General features: G+C 72.0%; 12 protein-coding genes. 8 read left to right on the forward strand and 4 right to left on the reverse strand.

Annotation, left to right across the window (positions count from 1 at the left end; genetic code table 11):
* Window positions 1–28: 28 nt before the first annotated feature.
* On the reverse strand, window positions 29–1204 hold the full coding sequence (locus ACGIF2_RS02370; protein WP_396043054.1) for an LCP family protein: 1176 nt from the start codon (window positions 1202–1204) through the stop codon (window positions 29–31).
* A gap of 362 nt (window positions 1205–1566) precedes the next feature.
* Here ACGIF2_RS02370 and nrdD point away from each other — a divergent pair, with 362 nt between their 5' ends.
* Both nrdD and nrdG read left to right on the forward strand, forming a co-directional pair.
* Window positions 1567–3807: an anaerobic ribonucleoside-triphosphate reductase gene (gene nrdD, locus ACGIF2_RS02375; protein WP_396043056.1), complete on the forward strand. Its 2241-nt coding sequence runs from the start codon at window positions 1567–1569 to the stop codon at window positions 3805–3807.
* A gap of 1 nt (window position 3808) precedes the next feature.
* Window positions 3809–4411, forward strand: coding sequence for an anaerobic ribonucleoside-triphosphate reductase activating protein (nrdG, locus tag ACGIF2_RS02380; protein ID WP_396043058.1), 603 nt, complete (start codon window positions 3809–3811; stop codon window positions 4409–4411).
* Here the strand turns inward: nrdG and ACGIF2_RS02385 are convergent.
* Window positions 4408–5256, reverse strand: a complete 849-nt coding sequence (locus ACGIF2_RS02385; protein ID WP_396043060.1) for an alpha/beta fold hydrolase — start codon at window positions 5254–5256, stop codon at window positions 4408–4410. The genes nrdG and ACGIF2_RS02385 overlap by 4 nt on opposite strands.
* 298 nt (window positions 5257–5554) lie before the next feature.
* On the opposite strand from ACGIF2_RS02385, the gene ACGIF2_RS02390 reads away from it, so the two are divergent.
* The 5 genes from ACGIF2_RS02390 to narI are packed head-to-tail and all read left to right on the forward strand — an operon-like array spanning window position 5555 to window position 13726.
* Window positions 5555–6862: an MFS transporter gene (locus ACGIF2_RS02390; RefSeq protein WP_396043062.1), complete on the forward strand. Its 1308-nt coding sequence runs from the start codon at window positions 5555–5557 to the stop codon at window positions 6860–6862.
* Window positions 6863–6877: 15 nt separating this feature from the next.
* A complete protein-coding gene (locus ACGIF2_RS02395; protein WP_396043064.1) occupies window positions 6878–10624 on the forward strand; it encodes a nitrate reductase subunit alpha in 3747 nt (1248 codons plus the stop codon).
* Window positions 10624–12303 (forward strand): nitrate reductase subunit beta, encoded by a 1680-nt coding sequence (gene narH / locus ACGIF2_RS02400; RefSeq protein ID WP_396043066.1) that lies wholly within the window; start codon window positions 10624–10626, stop codon window positions 12301–12303. Before ACGIF2_RS02395 ends, narH begins: the two co-directional genes overlap by 1 nt.
* Complete coding sequence (gene narJ, locus ACGIF2_RS02405; protein WP_396043068.1) at window positions 12300–12974, forward strand: nitrate reductase molybdenum cofactor assembly chaperone; 675 nt, start codon at window positions 12300–12302, stop codon at window positions 12972–12974. Before narH ends, narJ begins: the two co-directional genes overlap by 4 nt.
* Window positions 12971–13726, forward strand: a complete 756-nt coding sequence (narI, locus tag ACGIF2_RS02410) for a respiratory nitrate reductase subunit gamma (protein ID WP_396043070.1) — start codon at window positions 12971–12973, stop codon at window positions 13724–13726. Before narJ ends, narI begins: the two co-directional genes overlap by 4 nt.
* A gap of 28 nt (window positions 13727–13754) precedes the next feature.
* On the opposite strand, the gene ACGIF2_RS02415 is transcribed toward narI, so the two are convergent.
* Both ACGIF2_RS02415 and ACGIF2_RS02420 read right to left on the reverse strand, forming a co-directional pair.
* Window positions 13755–16424, reverse strand: coding sequence for a multicopper oxidase domain-containing protein (locus tag ACGIF2_RS02415; protein WP_396043072.1), 2670 nt, complete (start codon window positions 16422–16424; stop codon window positions 13755–13757).
* Window positions 16421–17599, reverse strand: coding sequence for a hypothetical protein (locus ACGIF2_RS02420; RefSeq protein ID WP_396043074.1), 1179 nt, complete (start codon window positions 17597–17599; stop codon window positions 16421–16423). The genes ACGIF2_RS02415 and ACGIF2_RS02420 overlap by 4 nt, the downstream gene beginning before the upstream one ends.
* A 107-nt stretch (window positions 17600–17706) precedes the next feature.
* Between ACGIF2_RS02420 and ACGIF2_RS02425 the strand changes: the two genes are divergently transcribed.
* Entirely contained in the window at window positions 17707–18471 is a 765-nt protein-coding gene (locus ACGIF2_RS02425; protein WP_396043076.1) for a helix-turn-helix transcriptional regulator, read from the forward strand.
* The last annotated feature ends 117 nt before the right edge of the window (window positions 18472–18588 follow it).

Genomic DNA, 18588 nt, shown 5'->3' on the forward strand with positions numbered 1-18588 from the left:
CGCGCGGCGGGAGTCGGATCCCGCGCGCTCAGGCCTCGCAGGTGGCGGTGACGTCGGCGCCCGTGAACGGCTCGCGGCCCGCGGACCTCGTCTGCGTTGGCACCGGGACGGGAGCGACGGGTGCGGTCGTGGGCGACGGCGACGTGCCGAGGGCTGGCGACGTGCTGGTCGTCGCAGGCGCCGGGGCGACGTCGGTGGCCGGTGGCGGCGCGGTCTCGTCGGCCGGGACGACGGGGAGGTCCTGCGCCATGGCGGCCCACACCGCGTCGGCCTCGTCGGTCCACACGACCCGGTCGTGGTCGGCGGGGTCCGGGCCGTTCGGGATCGTCATGAACGTGATCTGCTCCCTGCCGATGCCGCGCATGCTGTACCCGAGCCCGGCGATCCGCCGGACGTCGAGATCGTTATCGGTGGTCAGCGAGCTGGTCGCTGCCGACAGGAACGACAGGAGCTCGGGGACGTCGGTCAGGACGTTCTTCGCGAGCACCTCCCCCAGCACGGCCGACAGCAGGCGCTGCTGGTTGCCGATGCGGTTGAGGTCCGAGCCGTCGGTCCCCTCGATGTGCCGGGAACGGGCGAGCTGAGTCGCCACGACACCGTTCAGGTGCTGGTCACCGGGCCCGAGGTCCAGCCCGGTGTAGCGGTCCTTCATCGGCACGGGGATGCAGATGTCGACCCCGCCGATCGCGCCGATCATCTGCTGGAACCCCGCGAAGTCGACCACGGCCACATGGTCGATCCGCACGCCCGTGTTCTCCGTGACGGTGCTCGCCGTGCACGCCGCCGCGGTGCCGAGGTCACCACCGAGGTCCCACCCGATCCCGAACGCCTCGTTGAACTGGCCACGCTCCCGAGGCTTGGACGTCGAGCCGTCCACCGCAGAGCAGGCGGGGATGCGCACCATCGAGTCACGCGGGATGGACACGAGCTCGACCCGTGACCGGTCGGCGGAGAGGTGGGCGACGATCACGGTGTCGGACGCCATCGTGTCGGCCTCGCCGCCGATCGCCGCGTTCTCGCCGTCGCGCTGGTCCGAGCCGAGCAGCAGGATGGTGACCGCTGCCCCCGCGCCGGGGTCGTCGAGGCCCGCGCTGCTCGGCGTGGACGACGGCTCGGCGATCAGGCCCACCATGTCGACGTGCGTCATGTTCCCGCCCAGCCGTGCCGCGACACCCGTCGCCGCACCTCCCACCCCGACGAGCACAGCCGTGAGCCCCAGAGAGACGCCCCGCGCGACCGCGTGGCTGCGCTGCCGCCGCGCATGACGGGGCGCGGGACCTGGTTCCGACCGCTGGTGGAGTGGGGCCACGGGGCGAACCTAGGCGACCGCACCTGACTGCGGAGGGGGAACGACCGGAAATCACGTGAAGCGTCTGTGTGCATCGGTCAGAGAACTCTTGTCGGCCCGCTTTCATGCGGCTGGGGATGCGACCAGGGACCTTTGACCTGGGTCGCCGAACAGCACTACATCTAGCGTCTAGCGATCACACGACCACCACATCTTGTCGTTGAACCCGCGGTCCGCATGGCGCCGCCACCGGTTCGGTGACTGAGGAAGGCACGCGCATGCTGCAGACCGAGTCCCCCGCGGCGGCGGCCACGACGGCCACGACCACCCCTCGGGGGCTGATGGTCGCCAAGCGCGACGGCCGACGGCTGGCGTTCGACGACGAGCGCATCTTCGCGGCGCTGGCCAAGGCGTTCACCGAGGTGCACGGCGAGCCGACGCCCACGACGCACCGCACGCTGCGTGACCTCGTCGCGCGGATCAACCGCGAGCTGGCCGCACGCTTCAGCGTCGACGTCAAGATCTACGAGATCCAGAACGTCGTGGAGCACGTGCTGCTCGACAGCCACGAGTACGCCGTCGCCGAGGCGTACATCAGCTACCGCATCCAGCGTGACTTCGCCCGCAGCAAGGCGACCGACATCAACCACTCGATCGTCCGGCTGATCGACAAGGACCAGTCGATCGTCAACGAGAACGCCAACAAGGACAGCGATGTCTTCAACACGCAGCGGGACCTGACCGCGGGCGCGGTGGGCAAGGCCATCGGCCTGAAGATGCTGCCCCCGCACGTGGCGAACGCCCACCAGAAGGGCGACATCCACTACCACGACCTCGACTACCACCCCTATGCGCCGATGACGAACTGCTGCCTCATCGACTTCCAGACGATGCTCAGCAAGGGGTTCCGGATCGGCAACGCCGATGTCGAGCCGCCCCGGTCGATCCAGACGGCCACCGCGCAGATCTCGCAGATCATCGCGAACGTCTCCTCGAGCCAGTACGGCGGGTGCTCGGCCAACCGCATCGACGAGCTGCTGGCCCCGTACGCGGAGCGGAACTTCGCCAAGCATCTGGCCGACGCTGCGCGCTGGGTCACGGACGAGGCGCTGCACCACCAGTACGCCGAGGAGCGCACGCGCAAGGACATCTACGACGCGATGCAGAGCCTCGAGTACGAGATCAACACGCTGTTCACGTCGAACGGGCAGACGCCGTTCACCTCGCTCGGGTTCGGCCTGGGCACGAGCTGGTTCGAGCGCGAGATCCAGCGGGCGATCCTGCAGATCCGCATCGACGGGCTGGGCAGCGAGAAGCGCACCGCGATCTTCCCCAAGCTGATCTTCACGCTCAGGCGCGGCCTCAACCTCGACGAGGGCGACCCCAACTACGACATCAAGCAGCTCGCGCTCGAGTGCTCGACCAAGCGCATGTACCCCGACATCCTCAACTACGACAAGATCGTCGAGCTGACCGGCAGCTTCAAGGTGCCGATGGGGTGCCGGTCCTTCCTGCAGGGGTGGCAGGACGCCGCGGGGAACGACGTCTCCGAGGGCCGGATGAACCTGGGCGTCGTCACGCTCAACCTGCCGCGCATCGCGCTCGAAGCGCAGGGCAGCACCGAGCGGTTCTGGGGAATCCTCGACGAGCGGCTGGCCATCGCGCGCGACGCGCTGCTGTTCCGGATCGCGCGCTGCAAGGAGGCCACGCCCGCCAACGCGCCGATCCTCTACGTGTACGGCGCGTTCGGCGAGCGGCTCGCGGCCGGGGACTCCGTGGACGCGCTGTTCAAGGACGGCCGCGCCACGGTGTCGCTCGGCTTCATCGGCCTGTACGAGGTCGCCGCGGCGTTCTACGGCGGCGCGTGGGAGCACGACCCCGAGGCGAAGGCGTTCACGCTCGACATCCTGCGCACCCTGCACTCCAGCACGAGCGCGTGGAGCCGGGAGAACGGCTACCAGTTCAGCGTCTACTCGACCCCGAGCGAGAGCCTGACGGACCGGTTCTGCCGGCTCGACAAGGCCAAGTTCGGGTCGGTCGCGGACATCACCGACAAGGACTACTACACGAACAGCTTCCACTACGACGTGCGCAAGAACCCCACGCCGTTCGAGAAGCTGGACTTCGAGATGGACTACCCGACCTACGCGTCGGGCGGGTTCATCCACTACTGCGAGTACCCGGTGCTCCAGCAGAACCCCCGCGCGCTCGAGGCGGTCTGGGACTACGCGTACGACAGGGTCGGCTACCTGGGGACCAACACCCCGATCGACCGGTGCTACGCCTGCGGCTACTCGGGCGACTTCGACGCGACCGCCCGCGGGTTCGAGTGCCCCGAGTGCGGCAACGCCGACCCGCTGACCTGCGACGTCGTCAAGCGCACGTGCGGCTATCTCGGCAACCCGCAGGCCCGGCCCATGGTGCACGGCCGGCACACCGAGATCGCCTCACGGGTCAAGCACATGACCGGCGCCGTGGGCGGGGTGCCCATGCAGCCGGGCGCGTCCGACCAGGGCTGAGATGCGTACCCCGCTCCCCCGCGAATGGCTGTCCGACAAGCTCAGCCAGGACCACGTCGGGGACTACAAGCCGTTCCAGTTCGTCGACGGCGAGGGCGTGCGGTGCAGCCTGTACGTCAGCGGCTGCCTGTTCGCGTGCGAGGGCTGCTTCAACGAGGCCACCTGGAGCTTCCGCTACGGCCGCCCGTACACCGACGAGCTCGAGGACCGGATCCTGGCGGACCTGGGCCACGAGTCGGTGCAGGGGCTGACGCTGCTGGGCGGCGAGCCGTTCCTCAACACCGGCGTCTGCCTGCGTCTCGTCACGCGCCTGCGCCGAGCCTTCGGTCACACCAAGGACGTGTGGGCGTGGTCGGGCTACACGTTCGAGGAGCTGCTCGCCGACAGCGACGACAAGGTCGCGCTGCTGCGCGAGGTGGACGTGCTGGTGGACGGCCCGTTCCGCCGCGAGCTGCGCGACCCGGGGCTGCAGTTCCGGGGCAGCAGCAACCAGCGGATCGTGGACGTGCGGGCCTCGCTCGCGGCCGGCGAGGTGCGGCTGTGGGAGCGCCGTTCCGATGCCGCATCCGCGTTCGAGCAGGTCGAGCGGCGGGCGCTGATCTAGAGGCGGTCGAGCGCTGCGCCCACTGCTGCGAGGAACGCGGACGGGTCGTCGCGCCGCGGGTTGTGACCGGCCCCGGCGAGCGGGACGTGCACGAGGCGACCCCCGAGGATCTCGCGCGCCCGGGCGGCTGCTGCCGGGTCGACGACCGAGCCGAGCGACGGCGCTCCGCTCACGACCGTCACCGCGACATCGAGCCCGGCGAGCGACTCGACCCAGTCACGGCCCTGCCAGTCGTGCGGCACGTGCGCCAGCCGCTGGTCGACCTGCGTCTTCGACCGGGCCCACGGACCGATCTCGTCGTCGGGCCACCCCGCGTTCGCACGACGCCCGTAGGCCTCGAGCGGCGCAGCGTCGACGCCCGCAAACGATTCCAGGAGCGGCCCGAGGAAGTCGGGGACACCCGCGGCGTCGGCGGGCCGACCGGCCGACCACGCCGGCTCCTCCAGCAGCACCCCGGCGACCAGCTCGGGTCGCGTCAGTGCGAGCTCCTGGGCGACGAGGCCGCCCATCGAGTGCCCGACGACGAACGCCGGGCGGTCGGTGATGGTGCGCAGGACGGCCGCTGCGTCGTCCGCGAGCGCCGCGATCGTGAACGGCCGGTCACCGAGCGGCGTGCGCCCGTGGCCGCGCGCGTCGACACCGACGACCCGGCGACCGGGCGCGAGGACCCGCGCCACCGGGTCCCAGCACTCGGCCGAGTCGGTCACGCCGTGCAGCAGGAGGACGGGGGGCGCGGTGTCGTCCGCGGGGTCGTCGGTGGTCCACGCGGTGTACCCGACCGACCGACCCTCGACGGTCAGGACGCGCTCCGTCGCGCGGACGGGGTACGGCAGGTCGGTCGGCACGGTGGCGTCCTCTCGCTGAGGTGGCAGCGCCGAGACTAGCCCCCGGCCGAGACGTGACCGCCTTCATCACGCTGGTGTGCGAGGCACCCAGCTCGTGTCGACGTACCCCCTGGGTGCTGACAAAGAGCTGCGGAGATCGGCAACGTGCCGGACCCGGTGAGCGCACGATGGGGGCCGTCCTTGGCACCCCCGGCAGCGCCGGGATTTTCCACGGTCTACGGGCTCGCAGGCCCCGTGAGCGTCGCGCCATCCTGGCCTGGACCGGACCAGGAAGACTGCCGCTACGAGGGAGTTGCAGATGGCCACACTGACGAGCACGACCCGTGACCTGACAGGCTGGGACCCCGAGAACGCGGAGACCTGGGACCGACGGCTGGCGTGGCGGACGCTGGCGATCACCACCTACAACCTGACCCTCGCGTTCACCGTGTGGTACCTGGTGTCAGCGATCGCCCCGCGGCTCACCACGATCGGGTTCGACCTCGACAAGGGCCAGCTGTACTGGCTGGTCGCGGTGCCGGGCCTGGCCGGCGGGCTCCTGCGCCTGGTGTTCATGTTCCTGCCGCCCGTGGTCGGCACCCGGACACTGGTCGGTGGCAGTGCGACCCTCCTGCTGCTCCCGATGATCGGCTGGACGCTGGCGGTCCGCGATGCCACGACGTCGTACGGCGTGCTGCTCCTGCTGGCCGCCGCCACCGGCATCGGTGGTGGCGCGTTCGCCGGGTTCATGCCGTCCACCAGCTACTTCTTCCCGCGCAAGATGTCCGGCACGGCGCTCGGGCTCCAGGCGGGCATCGGCAACTTCGGGGTCAGTCTCATCCAGTTCCTGGTCCCCTGGGTGGTCGGCTTCGGCCTGCTCGGCACGGCGGCCCTCACCCCGCAGACCACGGTCGACGGCGGACAGCTCTGGCTGCACAACGCGGGGCTGGTCCTCGTCCCGTGGGTCCTGGCCGGCATCGTGATGGCGGCGCTGTTCCTGCGCCGTGTGCCCGTCACGGCGAACTTCCGGCAGCAGCTGGACATCTTCTCCAACCGCGACACGTGGCTCATGACCGCGATCTACCTGATGACGTTCGGGGCGTTCTCGGGCTTCGCCGCGCAGCTCGGCCTGCTGATCCTCAACGAGTACGGCAGCTTCGCCGACGCCCCCGACCCGCTCAAGTTCGCGTTCCTCGGGCCGCTGCTCGGCTCGTTGACCCGGGCCGCGTGGGGGCCGTTGTGCGACCGGTTCGGCGGTGCGGTGTGGACGCTCGTGGCCGGGATCGGCATGACCGCGAGCACCGTGTTCACGCTGCTCTTCCTGGACCCGCACGACGTCGGCCAGTTCACCTGGTTCCTGGTCGGCATGCTGGCGATCTTCACGTTCGCGGGCATCGGCAACGCCGGGACGTTCAAGCAGATGCCCATGATCTTCGACCGCCGGCAGGCCGGCGGCGTCATCGGGTTCACGTCCGCGATCGCGGCGTTCGGGCCGTTCCTCGTGGGCATGGCCCTGTCCGCCTGGAGCCCCCGGGCGTTCTTCATCGGCGCGGCGGCCTACTTCGCGCTGTGCACCTGGTTGACCTGGGCCAACTACGCGCGGCCCGGCGCACGTCGTCCGAGCTGATCAGAGAAGGTCATCATGCCTGCACCCACCGACCGGCCGCGCACGACCGGCACGGACAACGCCGCCGTCGACCGGCTGCTGCGCCTCGGCTCGCACCTGCGCCGCGGCGAGGTCTCCGAGGACCTCCGCTCGGTCTTTCTTCAGGGTGGCCGCGAGGGCGACTCCTTCTACCGTGACCGGTGGTCGCACGACAAGGTGGTGCGCTCGACGCACGGCGTGAACTGCACCGGGTCGTGCTCGTGGAAGGTGTACGTCAAGGACGGCATCATCACGTGGGAGACGCAGCAGACCGACTACCCGTCGGTCGGCCCGGACTCCCCCGAGTACGAGCCCCGGGGCTGCCCGCGGGGTGCAGCGTTCTCCTGGTACACGTACTCCCCCACGCGGATCCGCTACCCGTACGTGCGCGGCGTGCTGCTGCAGGCGTACCGCGAGGCCAAGCAGCGCACCGGCGACCCGGTCCTGGCGTGGGCCGAGGTCACGTCCGACCCCGAGACCTCGCGGGCGTACAAGTCGGCCCGTGGCAAGGGCGGCCTGGTCCGGGCGACGTGGGACGAGGCGGCCGAGATCGTGGCCGCCGCGCACGTGCACACGATCAAGGAGTACGGGCCCGACCGGATCGCGGGCTTCTCCCCCATCCCCGCCATGTCGATGGTCTCGCACGGGGCCGGCTCCCGGTTCGTGTCGATGCTCGGCGGCACCATGCTGTCGTTCTACGACTGGTACGCCGACCTGCCGGTCGCCTCGCCGCAGGTGTTCGGCGACCAGACCGACGTCCCGGAGTCCGCCGACTGGTGGAACGCGAGCTACCTCATGATGTGGGGCTCGAACGTCCCGGTGACCCGCACGCCCGACGCGCACTTCATGACGGAGGCCCGGTACCGCGGGCAGAAGGTCGTCACGGTCTCGCCGGACTACGCCGACAACAGCAAGTTCGCGGACGAGTGGCTGGCACCGCACCCGGGCACCGACGGCGCCCTGGCGATCGCGATGGGGCACGTCATCCTGCGCGAGTTCCTCGTCGAGCGCCGCACCGAGCAGTTCGCGTCGTACATGACGCGGTTCACCGACGCCCCGCACCTGGTGCGGCTCAAGGCGCGCGAGGACGGCTGGGTACCGGACAAGTTCCTCACCGGCGACCTGCTGCCCTCGCCCAGCACCGACCGCGACGCGGCGTTCCAGACTGTGGTCCTCGACGCGTCGGGCACCGCCGTCGTCCCGCCGGGCACGCTCGGCCACCGGTTCGACCCGGCGCAGGCGGGGCAGTGGAACCTCGACCTCGGGGACATCGACCCCGTGCTCTCCGTGGCCGACGCGGCGGACTGGGACGGCGCAGCGGTCACCATCGACCTGCCCCGCTTCGACGTGGCGCCCCAGCCCGGCAACGAGCACCAGGGCGGCGCCGGCATCGTGCGCCGCGGCGTGCCCGTGCGGCGGATCGGCGACCACCTCGTCACCACGGTGTTCGACCTGATGCTCGCCCAGTACGGCGTGGGGCGTGACGGGCTGCCGGGCGACTGGCCCACGGGTTACGACGACCCCACCAGCCCGGGCACCCCCGCGTGGCAGGAGGAGATCACGTCGGTGCCCGCCGCCGCGGCAGAACGGATCGGACGGGAGTTCGCCGAGAACGCGGAGGCGTCGGGCGGACGCTCCATGATCCTCATGGGGGCCGGGACCAACCACTGGTTCCACTCCGACACGATCTACCGCGCGTTCCTCGCGCTCGTGACGATGACCGGGTGCCAGGGCGTCAACGGTGGCGGCTGGGCGCACTACGTCGGGCAGGAGAAGTGCCGGCCCGTGACCGGGTGGGCGCAGTACGCCAACGGCCTGGACTGGTCGCGTCCGCCGCGCCACATGATCGGCACGGCGTTCTGGTACCTCGCGACCGACCAGTGGCGCTACGACGGGCTGCCCGCCGATGCGCTGGCCAGCCCGCTCGCGGAGGGCACGTTCGCCGGGCGCACCACCGCCGACTGCCTCGTGGAGTCGGCCCGTCGCGGGTGGATGCCGTCCTACCCCACGTTCGACCGCAACCCGCTCGATCTCGTGGACGAGGCGCGCGCGCAGGGTGTGGAGCCCGCGCAGCACGTCGTGGACGAGCTGGAGGCCGGGCGGCTGCGGTTCGCGTGCGAGGACCCCGACGACCCGGCGAACTTCCCCCGGGTGCTGACTGTGTGGCGCGCGAACATCCTCGGATCGTCCGGCAAGGGCAACGAGTACTTCCTGCGGCACCTGCTGGGCACCGACAACGCGGTGCGGGCCGAGGAGTCCGAGCCCGGGCGTCGCCCCGTGAGCATGGAGTGGCACGACGAGGCGCCGCGCGGCAAGCTCGACCTGCTCGTCACGAGCGACTTCCGGATGACGTCCACCACGCTGTTCAGCGACGTCGTGCTGCCGACCGCCACGTGGTACGAGAAGTCCGACCTGTCGACCACGGACATGCACCCGTTCGTGCACTCGTTCAACCCGGCGATCGCGCCGCCGTGGCAGACCCGCACCGACTTCGACACGTTCGCGACTCTCGTCCGCGAGGTGCAGCGGCTCGGCACCGTGCACCTCGGCGTGCGCGAGGACCTCGTGGCGGCCCCTCTGCTGCACGACACCCCCGACGAGCTCAGCACCCCGTACGGGCAGGTGCCCGCGCAGGCGGAGCTGGTGCCGGGCGTCACGATGCCCAAGCTCGTCGTCGTGGAGCGCGACTACACGACCATCGCGGACCGGTGGGCCGCGCTCGGCCCCCTGACCGCCGCGGCGGGGATGGTGACGAAGGGCGTCACGTACTCGCCCGAGCCGGAGGTCGAGGCACTCGGCCGGCTCAACGGGACGGTGCCCGCGGGCCCCGCGGCGGGGCGGCCGCGGCTCGCCACCGCCCAGCACGTGTGCGAGACCATCCTGGCGCTCTCGGGCACCACGAACGGCCGCCTCGCGGTCCAGGGGTTCGAGCAGATGGAGAAGCGCACGGGCACCGAGCTGGCCTCGCTCGCCCGCGACCACCAGGGCGAGCGGATCCGGTTCGCGGACGTGCAGGCGCGCCCGGTGCCGGTCATCACCTCGCCCGAGTGGTCCGGCTCCGAGCACGGCGGGCGCCGGTACTCGCCGTTCACCATCAACGTCGAGCACCTCAAGCCCTGGCACACGCTCACGGGTCGCCAGCACTTCTACCTCGACCACGACTGGATGACCGAGCTCGGCGAGAACCTGCCCGTCTACCGCCCACCGCTCGACCTGCACCGGCTGTTCGGCGACGCGCGGCCCGGGTCGACCGACCCGAGCGGGGCGCCCGGCTCCGAGGGGACCGCGGAGGTGGCCGTGCGGTACCTGACCCCGCACTCCAAGTGGTCGATCCACTCGGAGTACCAGGACAACCTCTTCATGCTGTCGCTGTCCCGGGGCGGCCCGACCATCTGGATGTCCCCGCAGGACGCGACGACGATCGGCGTGCGCGACAACGAATGGATCGAGGCGTACAACCGCAACGGCGTCGTGGTCGCCCGCGCGATCGTCTCCCACCGCATGCCGGCCGGGACCGTGTACATGTACCACGCCAAGGACCGCACGGTGGACGTGCCGCGGTCGGAGACGTCGGGGCTCCGCGGCGGCATCCACAACTCGCTCACCCGGGTGCTGCTCAAGCCCAGCCACCTGATCGGCGGGTACGCGCAGCTGTCCTTCGCGTTCAACTACCTCGGACCCACGGGCAACCAGCGTGACGAGGTCACAGTGATCCGCCGTCGCTCGCAGGAGGTGCAGTACTGATGCGTGTCATGGCTCAGATGTCGATGGTGATGAACCTCGACAAGTGCATCGGGTGCCACACCTGCTCGGTGACCTGCAAGCAGGCGTGGACGAACCGCACCGGCGTGGAGTACGTGTGGTTCAACAACGTCGAGACCCGCCCGGGCGTCGGCTACCCGCGCCGGTACGAGGACCAGGACCGGTGGCGCGGGGGGTGGGTGCGCACGCGCGGCGGCCGGCTCAAGCTCCGGGCCGGCGGGCGGTTCAGCAAGCTCGCGCACATCTTCTCCAACCCGACGCTGCCGGGGATCGACGACTACTACGAGCCGTGGACGTACGACTACGACACGCTCCTGTCGGCGCCGCTGGGCGAGCACACCCCCGTCGCCCGCCCCAAGTCGTTGCTGACCGGCGACGACATGCAGATCCGCTGGTCCGCGAACTGGGACGACGACCTCGGCGGCTCGGGCGAGACGATGGCGGGCGACCCGGTGCTCGCCACGATGAGCACGCAGGTCAAGGCCGAGTTCGAGTCGGCGTTCATGTTCTACCTGCCGCGCATCTGCGAGCACTGCCTCAACCCGTCGTGCGTGGCGTCGTGCCCGTCGGGCGCGATGTACAAGCGCTCAGAGGACGGCATCGTGCTGGTCGACCAGGACGCGTGCCGCGGCTGGCGCATGTGCGTGACCGGCTGCCCGTACAAGAAGGTGTACTTCAATCACGCCACGGGCAAGGCCGAGAAGTGCACGATGTGCTACCCGCGGCTCGAGGTCGGGCTGCCGACCGTGTGCTCGGAGACCTGCGTCGGGCGGCTGCGCTACCTCGGCCTCGTGCTGTACGACGCCGACCGGGTGCTCGAGGCCGCGAGCGTCGAGGACCCCACCCAGCTGCTCGACGCCCAGCGCTCGGTCTTCCTCGACCCGCACGACCCGGAGGTGGTCCGGGCGGCCCGCGAGGCCGACATCCCCGAGGACTGGATCACCGCCGCACAGGCCTCCCCGATCTGGAAGCTGATCGCGGAGTACCAGGTCGCCCTGCCCCTGCACCCCGAGTACCGGACCATGCCGATGGTCTGGTACATCCCCCCGCTGTCCCCCGTGGTCGACGTGGTGTCGGGCTCGGGCGCCGACGGCGAGGACGCGCCCACGCTGTTCGCGGCGATCGACCGCCTGCGCATCCCGGTCGAGTACCTGGCCGGGCTGTTCACCGCCGGCGACACCGAGCCCGTGGTCGCGTCGCTGCAGCGGCTCGCCGCGATGCGGGCCCACATGCGCAACGTGAACCTCGGGATCGAGCAGGACCCGCGCATCGCCGCCGCCGTCGGCATGGACGCCACGACCATCGAGGCGATGTATCGGCTGCTGGCCATCGCGAAGTACGAGGACCGGTACGTCATCCCGGCCGCGCACGCCGAAGGCGCACGCGAGCTCGAGGAGATCGCCACCGGCTGCTCGCTCGACGGCGAGGGCGGCCCAGGGATGGGCGGGCCCTTCGGCTCCTCGAGCGGGCGCCCCGTGCGCGCGAGCGTCGAGACGTTCCACGCTCTGCGTGACCGTCAGCTCGGGGAGGGCCCCGCCGACCAGGGGGCGCCGACGCGCGTCAACCTGCTCAACTGGAACGGCGACGGCGCACCGCCCGGGCTGTTCCCGCCCGAGCCCGACCAGGCCGGGTACGGCCAGGGACCCGAGGCGCGGTCATGACGCGCACCGCCCTGCCGTTCCTGACCCCGGTCACGTGCACCGGCCCGCAGCGGGCGGTCGCGCACATGACGGCCGCGCTGCTGCTCGACTACCCGACCGCCGACCTCCGAGACGGGTTCGCGACGCTGCGCTCGACGGTGGCGGACCTGCCCCGTCGGGTCGAGAAGGCGTTCACCTCGTTCCTCGACCGGGTGGACGTGTGGGACCTCGCCCAGCACGAGGCCGAGTACGTCCGCACGTTCGACCTCAAGCGACGCTGCGCGCTGTACCTGACGTTCTACGCCGCGGGCGACACCCGCCGGCGCGGCATGGCCCTGGTGACCTTCGTCGAGGCGTACCGGGCGTGCGGCTGGCAGCCACCCCCCGACGAGCTCCCCGACTTCCTGCCGGCGGTGCTCGAGCTGTCCGCGCGCGAGCCGGGCGAGATCAGCGACCTGCTGCTGGGCGCCCACCGCGACGGTCTCGAGGTGCTGCGATCTGCCCTGCACGATCTGGGCAGCCCGTACGCCGACGTGCTCGACGCGGTCTGCCTGACGTTGCCGCAGGTGGACGCCGCGACGGCGGAGCGCTTCACCGCGCTGGTCGCCGCCGGGCCGCCGCAGGAGATGGTAGGGCTGTCGGCCCCGCTGCTCCCCTTTCCCACCACCCGACCTGTGGAGGCGCTCTCGTGAACACCTGGGACACCCTGTGGTGGGTCGTCGTGCCCTACGTCGCGGCCGCCGTGTTCGTCGTCGGGCACGCGTGGCGCTACCGCTACGACCAGTTCGGCTGGACGACGCGCTCGTCGCAGGTCTACGAGAACCGTCTGCTGCGCTGGGGATCGCCGATGTTCCACGTCGGGATCCTCATGGTGATCGGCGGGCACGTCGTGGGGCTGCTGGTCCCGCGCAGCTGGCTCGAGGCGATCGGTGTGACCGAGCACGTCTACCACCTGGGCGCGACGTGGATGGGCACCGCGGCAGCCGTGCTGACCCTCGCCGGGCTCGCGATCCTGGTCTACCGCAGGCGCACGGTCACCCGGGTGTTCACGGCGACCACCCGCATGGACAAGGTGATGTACGTCAGCCTCGGGGCGACGCTGACCTTCGGGACCGCGGCGACCGTGCTGTTCCAGGTCTTCGGTGAGGCGTACGACTACCGGGGGTCCATCGCGCCGTGGGTGCGCGGGCTCCTCACGCTCCGGCCCGACGCGGCGCTCATGGGCGACGTGCCGCTGATGTTCCAGCTGCACGTGCTCAGCGCGATGCTCCTGTTCATGCTGTGGCCGTTCACCCGGCTGGTGCACGTCTTCTCCGCACCGCTGGGGTACGTGGTCCGGCCGTACATCGTCTACCGGTCCCGCGACGAGCACATCGGCTCGCGCGCCGTGCGCCCGGGCTGGGAGCGCGTGGAGCGCCCCGGCACCGGTTCGCGCCCGCGCTGACCCGTGCCGGCGGACCGAGGGGCCGCCGTCAGCCGTCCGTGACGAGGAACCGGCCGGCGGCGCCCGACTCGGCGTCGCTCATCGCGTGCGTCACGAACGAGTAGGTGCCGGCCTCGGGGAACGTGAGCTCGACGAAGCCGCCCTCCGCGGGCTGCAGCGCGAGCACCTGGGCTCCCCCGGTGCCGGTGGACCCACCGTCCCGCAGCACCCAGTCGCCCTCCCGGTACACCGAGCTGAACTGGCTCCCCACGACATGGAACGCGCTCGCCCGGTTGGGCCCGGCGTCGAGCACCCAGATGCGCACGCTGTCACCGGCCGGCACCTCGATCGGGCGGTAGCGGTACTGGTTCGCGTACCCGTTGAACACCACGAGGTCGGGCTCGCCGTCGGCGACCTTCGCCGCGTCCGACTCCCCGCCCTGCGGACCGAGGTAGAGCTCGGACTGGACCAGGAGGTACTCGTGGTCGACCGCCGGGAGCCCGGGCGGGTCGATGACGACTGCCCCGAACATGCCGCTCGCGATGTGCAGGCTCATGGGCGCGGTGGAGCAGTGGTACATCCAGATGCCGCTGCGGTTCGCCGTGAACGTGTACGTGAGCGTCTCGCCGGGGGCGATCGTGCGCATCACGTCGTCCGGCGACAGGGCGCCCGCGTGGAAGTCGAGCGAGTGCCCGATGCTGCCCTCGTTGACGAGCGTGACCACGAACGTGTCACCGACGCGGCCCCGCAGCACCGGCCCGGGCACGGCGCCGTTGAACGTCCACGCGAGCTGCGTCACCCCGGGGGCGACCTCGCGCTCGATCTCCTGGGCGCGCAGGGTGACGTGGTGCGTGGTCACCCCGTCGACGGTCTGAGCCGTCCCACCCGACTGCTCGACGCCGGAGACGGCCGCGGGGGCCAGCACGGCGTCCCACGGCCGGAAGTCGGCGTCCGGCTCGGCACCCGGGTCGATGTCGTCGGCGGCAGATGCGGCCGCGGCGCCCGGGCTCTGGTCGTGCTCGTGGTCGACGACCTGGGCGGAGGCCGCGGCGGCCGCACCGGTGGCGACGATCTCCAGGGTCATCCCCATGAGCCGGTGCCCGGCGACCGAGCACCACCCGTCGGTGTCCGCGGAGACGACGCCCGCGTCGACGGTGGTGGTCTCCCCCGGCTCGAGCCGTCCCGACGTGGCGCCCGACGCCAGCACGAGGTCGTGCACAGCGGAGTCCCCGTTCGTCAGCTCGATGACCAGCCGGTCGCCGACGGGCACGTCGACCGACCGGGGACTGAACCGCATGTCCAGGGCCGTGACCTGCACCGTGGTGGTGCCGCCCGAGGCGGCGACGGGTGATCCCGCGGGCACCGAGGCCGCGTCCGTGACGCCCGCCGCGACGGGGTCCATCGCGACGCCGAGGACCACGGCGACGAGCAGCCCGGCCACGGCGACGCTGGCACCTCCCCGGTGCCGGGTCGACTGCAGCGGGTCGGGCGTCAGCGGGATGGCGGGCGGTGCACCCGTCGGCACGGGGGGCGCCGGGACGCGGGACTGGCGGACCGCGACGACGGCGAGCACGAGGAACGTGACGAGGGCTCCGAGCCCGACGAGCGAGACGACCACCCGCACGGCGCTGGGCACCGGCGCGACGTAGAGCAGCAGCGCACCGTTGAGCAGGACGACCCGGGCCGCGCCACCCCGGTCGAGGGCAGCCGACGTGCGCCGCTGGACCGCCGGACCGCCACCGAGCACGACGGGCAGCAGGTGGGACATCGACCCGACGAGCACCTGGGCGACGAACCCGACGACGAACGCGGGCACCAGGTCCACGAGGGCGCCCGCGGCCGCGTCCCAGTCCGGGGCGAGGGCGACCCGCACCCCCAGGGCCACCGTCGTGCCGGTCCACCAGAGCAGGGCGCCGCCCACGCTCCAGGCCGAGAACGACCGGGGCGCCGAGGAGCGCGCCTGGGCGACCACGAACCGGCCGAGCATGGCGATCCCCGCCACGACGACGGCAGCTCCTGCGGCCACGATCACCCTGCTGCCCGATGCGGGCCCCGCCGTGAGCACGACCACCCCTCCCACGAGGACGGGGAACGCGCGCCGCGCCGCGGCCTCCGCAGCGGGGTGGATGCGGGCGTGCAGCACCGTCGGCCACAGGACGACGAGCGTGCCGGCGACGGTCAGGCCGACCCAGCCGAACAGCGTGAGGGCGGTGTGCGCGACGGACAGCCGCGCGTGCGGCTCGGGGCCGACGGGGAAGCGCGCCATCACGACGCCGCAGGCCACCCCCGGGACCAGGAACGCCGCGGCGGCCAGGTAGTAGCGCACGAGGTGCGCGAAGCGTGCGGGCAGGGCGTGCCCGCGCTGCCGCGCGATGCCGACGACCTGATGCACCGCGGCGCCCGCCACGGCGGCGCCGCCCCCGACGACGAGCGGGGTGCTGACGACCTGGACCCCGACCACCACGGCCACGGCACCCGCGTTGTGCAGGGCCAGGCGCGCCAGCAGCGCCGTCCGGCTCGCCGGGTGGCGGAGCAGCGTGTCGGCGAAGTGCTGGCTCCAGATGAGGATCGCGGTGCTGGCGCCGCCCAGCAGGAGCAGGTGGACCATGAGCCATCCGGAGCCGACGATCTCGCGGTGCACGACTGTCGCGAGCGCCGCCGCGGCCAGCCAGGCCAGGACGACGACGTTGGCGCGCAGGTGCCATGCCGCGCGGTTCACGGCCGCAGCCCGATCGTCGTCGCCACCGCTGCCGGCCCGGCGGGTCTCGCGGGTTCGGGGTCGACGACCCGCGGCCGGGGACCTGGCCGGTCGGGGCCACGTCGGCCTGCCCGGGCGACGGAGACAGCCGCGACCACCATGAACCCCAGCAGGGCGACGATGTTGCCGACCCCCCCGACCTGCACCGCGATCGGCACGTCGTGGGCGTCGCCGACGAGCACCCGCAGCGCGAGGGTCACGTGCAGCACAGCGAGCGGGGTGTACATCACCGGGTGGTACGGCAGCGGACGGCGCACGACGGCGGGCAGGATCACCGGGGCGTGGGCCATGATCATCGACATCACGAAGCCGAGGAACACGCTGTGCAGCACGGCGTCGTAGCCGCCGCCGGAGAGCACCGGACCGCCCGCGAGCCACACCGCCCCGGCGACGGCGAGCCACACGTACCCGGCGAGCATCGCGACCGCCATGAACCGCGGCAGCCCTGCCGCGCGGACGGTGCGGCGGGCGACGTCGTGACGCACGAGGACGCCGACGAGGGTCAGCAGCACCGCCCCCAGGAGCGGGTACCCGACAGCGGGCCACAGCAGGGCAAGGACAGCCGCGACGCACCACGCCTGCGCGAGGACCAGCACGGCGTCCTCGACGCCACGCGGTGGGGCCGCCACGCGCAGCAGCTCCAGACGCTCCCCGGCGATCGTCAGGACCAGGAAGCCGGCGAGGCACGGGACGAGGTGCGGGACGGCGACCCCGCTCGTCCAGAGCCCCGCGGCAGCGACCGCGAGCGCGGCGCCCGTCGCCTGGACCGCGACGGCAGCTGCGGGCTGTCGTCGCCACACGCGCGTGTAGAGCCAGACGAGGGCGAGCGCCCCGAGGAGCAGCGCCGTCTGACCGACGACCCGCGGCAGGGGCGAGACGAGGGCGAGGCCGCCGGCGCCCAGGAGGAGCGGGGACGCGTACCCGGCTCGACGGCCCACAGCGACGGCACGTTCGAGTGCGACGACGGTCCCCACGAACCCGAGCACCATGACCGGGCCGTGCACGTCCGGCAGCCGCTGCAGGTCGACGGGGGCCGGCAGACCCAGCAGCAGCAGGGCGCCGTCGAGGCCCGCGAACATCGCTGCCCCCGCTGGGAGCAGGAAGACGGAGCGGGCGGCGACGCGTCGATTATCCACGGGCTCATCGTGGTATTTCGGAACAGCCCCGTGCCCAGGACGAACGTCCCTGGGCTCGACGTCGATGCCGACGCAGGCTGCGGTGCACGAGGAGTGAGGGGACACGCATGGACGAGGCAGCGAGCACCGGTCTTCACGGTCGGCGTGCGCGCTCGGCGCTCGCCTCGAGCAGCCGGGTCGAGCTGCTCGACGCCCTCCAGCGGCGCGGCGCGTGCACTGTCGACGAGCTCGCGGCCGCCACGGGTCTGCACGAGAACACGACCCGCGAGCACCTGCAGCGGCTCATCGCCGAGGGGTACGTCCGACGTGACCCCGGCACACCGGCCGGGCGCGGGCGACCACCGATGCGGTACCGCTCCACGACGGCGCGCGACGTGCGCGAGGATCCCCTGGCGGCGCGACGGCTCGAGGACTCGATCGCCCAGGCTGCACTCGTCCGAGCGCTGCTGGACGGCTACGGCATGGCCATGGACGACGTCCCGGGCTCCGCGCAGCAGCACGGCACCCGGATCGGGCGGCATCTGGACGATGACGCGGCCACCGAACGGTCGCCCGACGACGTGCGGCGTGCGGCGCCCGAGGGATCCGAGACCTACGCGGCCCACGAGCGACAGGTCCTCGCCCTCGACGCCCACCTGGACAGGATGGGCTTCGACCCCGTGCTGGACCCCGACACGCTGACCTTCGACCTGTGGCGCTGCCCGTTCCTGGAGCTCGCGCAGGAGCGCCCCGAGGTCGTCTGCAGCGTGCACCTCGGGCTCGCGCAGGGGGTGCTGGAGCAGGTGGGCGGCCCCGTGCGCGCACAGGCCCTCGAGCCGTTCGTCGGGCCGCGGCACTGCGCGCTGCGTCTGACCACCGACGCGCAGAGCTGACGGACGATCCAGACGACGGCAGACAGGTGCTCTCCTGCTCCGTCGCCGGACAGGACGTCAGGAGGACGCCGACCGTCGGGCCGTTCCTGATGCGGGAGGCCGGCAGGCCCGAGAAGG

The organism is Cellulomonas sp. P22 (genome assembly GCF_044392165.1).

Bases quoted from the DNA above. Each gene is read 5' to 3' on its own strand.
- ACGIF2_RS02390 (WP_396043062.1), top strand. From the start codon at position 5,555: ATGGCCACACTGACGAGCACGACCCGTGACCTGACAGGCTGGGACCCC.
- ACGIF2_RS02395 (WP_396043064.1), top strand. From the start codon at position 6,878: ATGCCTGCACCCACCGACCGGCCGCGCACGACCGGCACGGACAACGCC.
- narJ (WP_396043068.1), top strand. From the start codon at position 12,300: ATGACGCGCACCGCCCTGCCGTTCCTGACCCCGGTCACGTGCACCGGC.
- nrdD (WP_396043056.1), top strand. From the start codon at position 1,567: ATGCTGCAGACCGAGTCCCCCGCGGCGGCGGCCACGACGGCCACGACC.
- ACGIF2_RS02425 (WP_396043076.1), top strand. From the start codon at position 17,707: ATGGACGAGGCAGCGAGCACCGGTCTTCACGGTCGGCGTGCGCGCTCG.
- narH (WP_396043066.1), top strand. From the start codon at position 10,624: ATGCGTGTCATGGCTCAGATGTCGATGGTGATGAACCTCGACAAGTGC.
- nrdG (WP_396043058.1), top strand. From the start codon at position 3,809: ATGCGTACCCCGCTCCCCCGCGAATGGCTGTCCGACAAGCTCAGCCAG.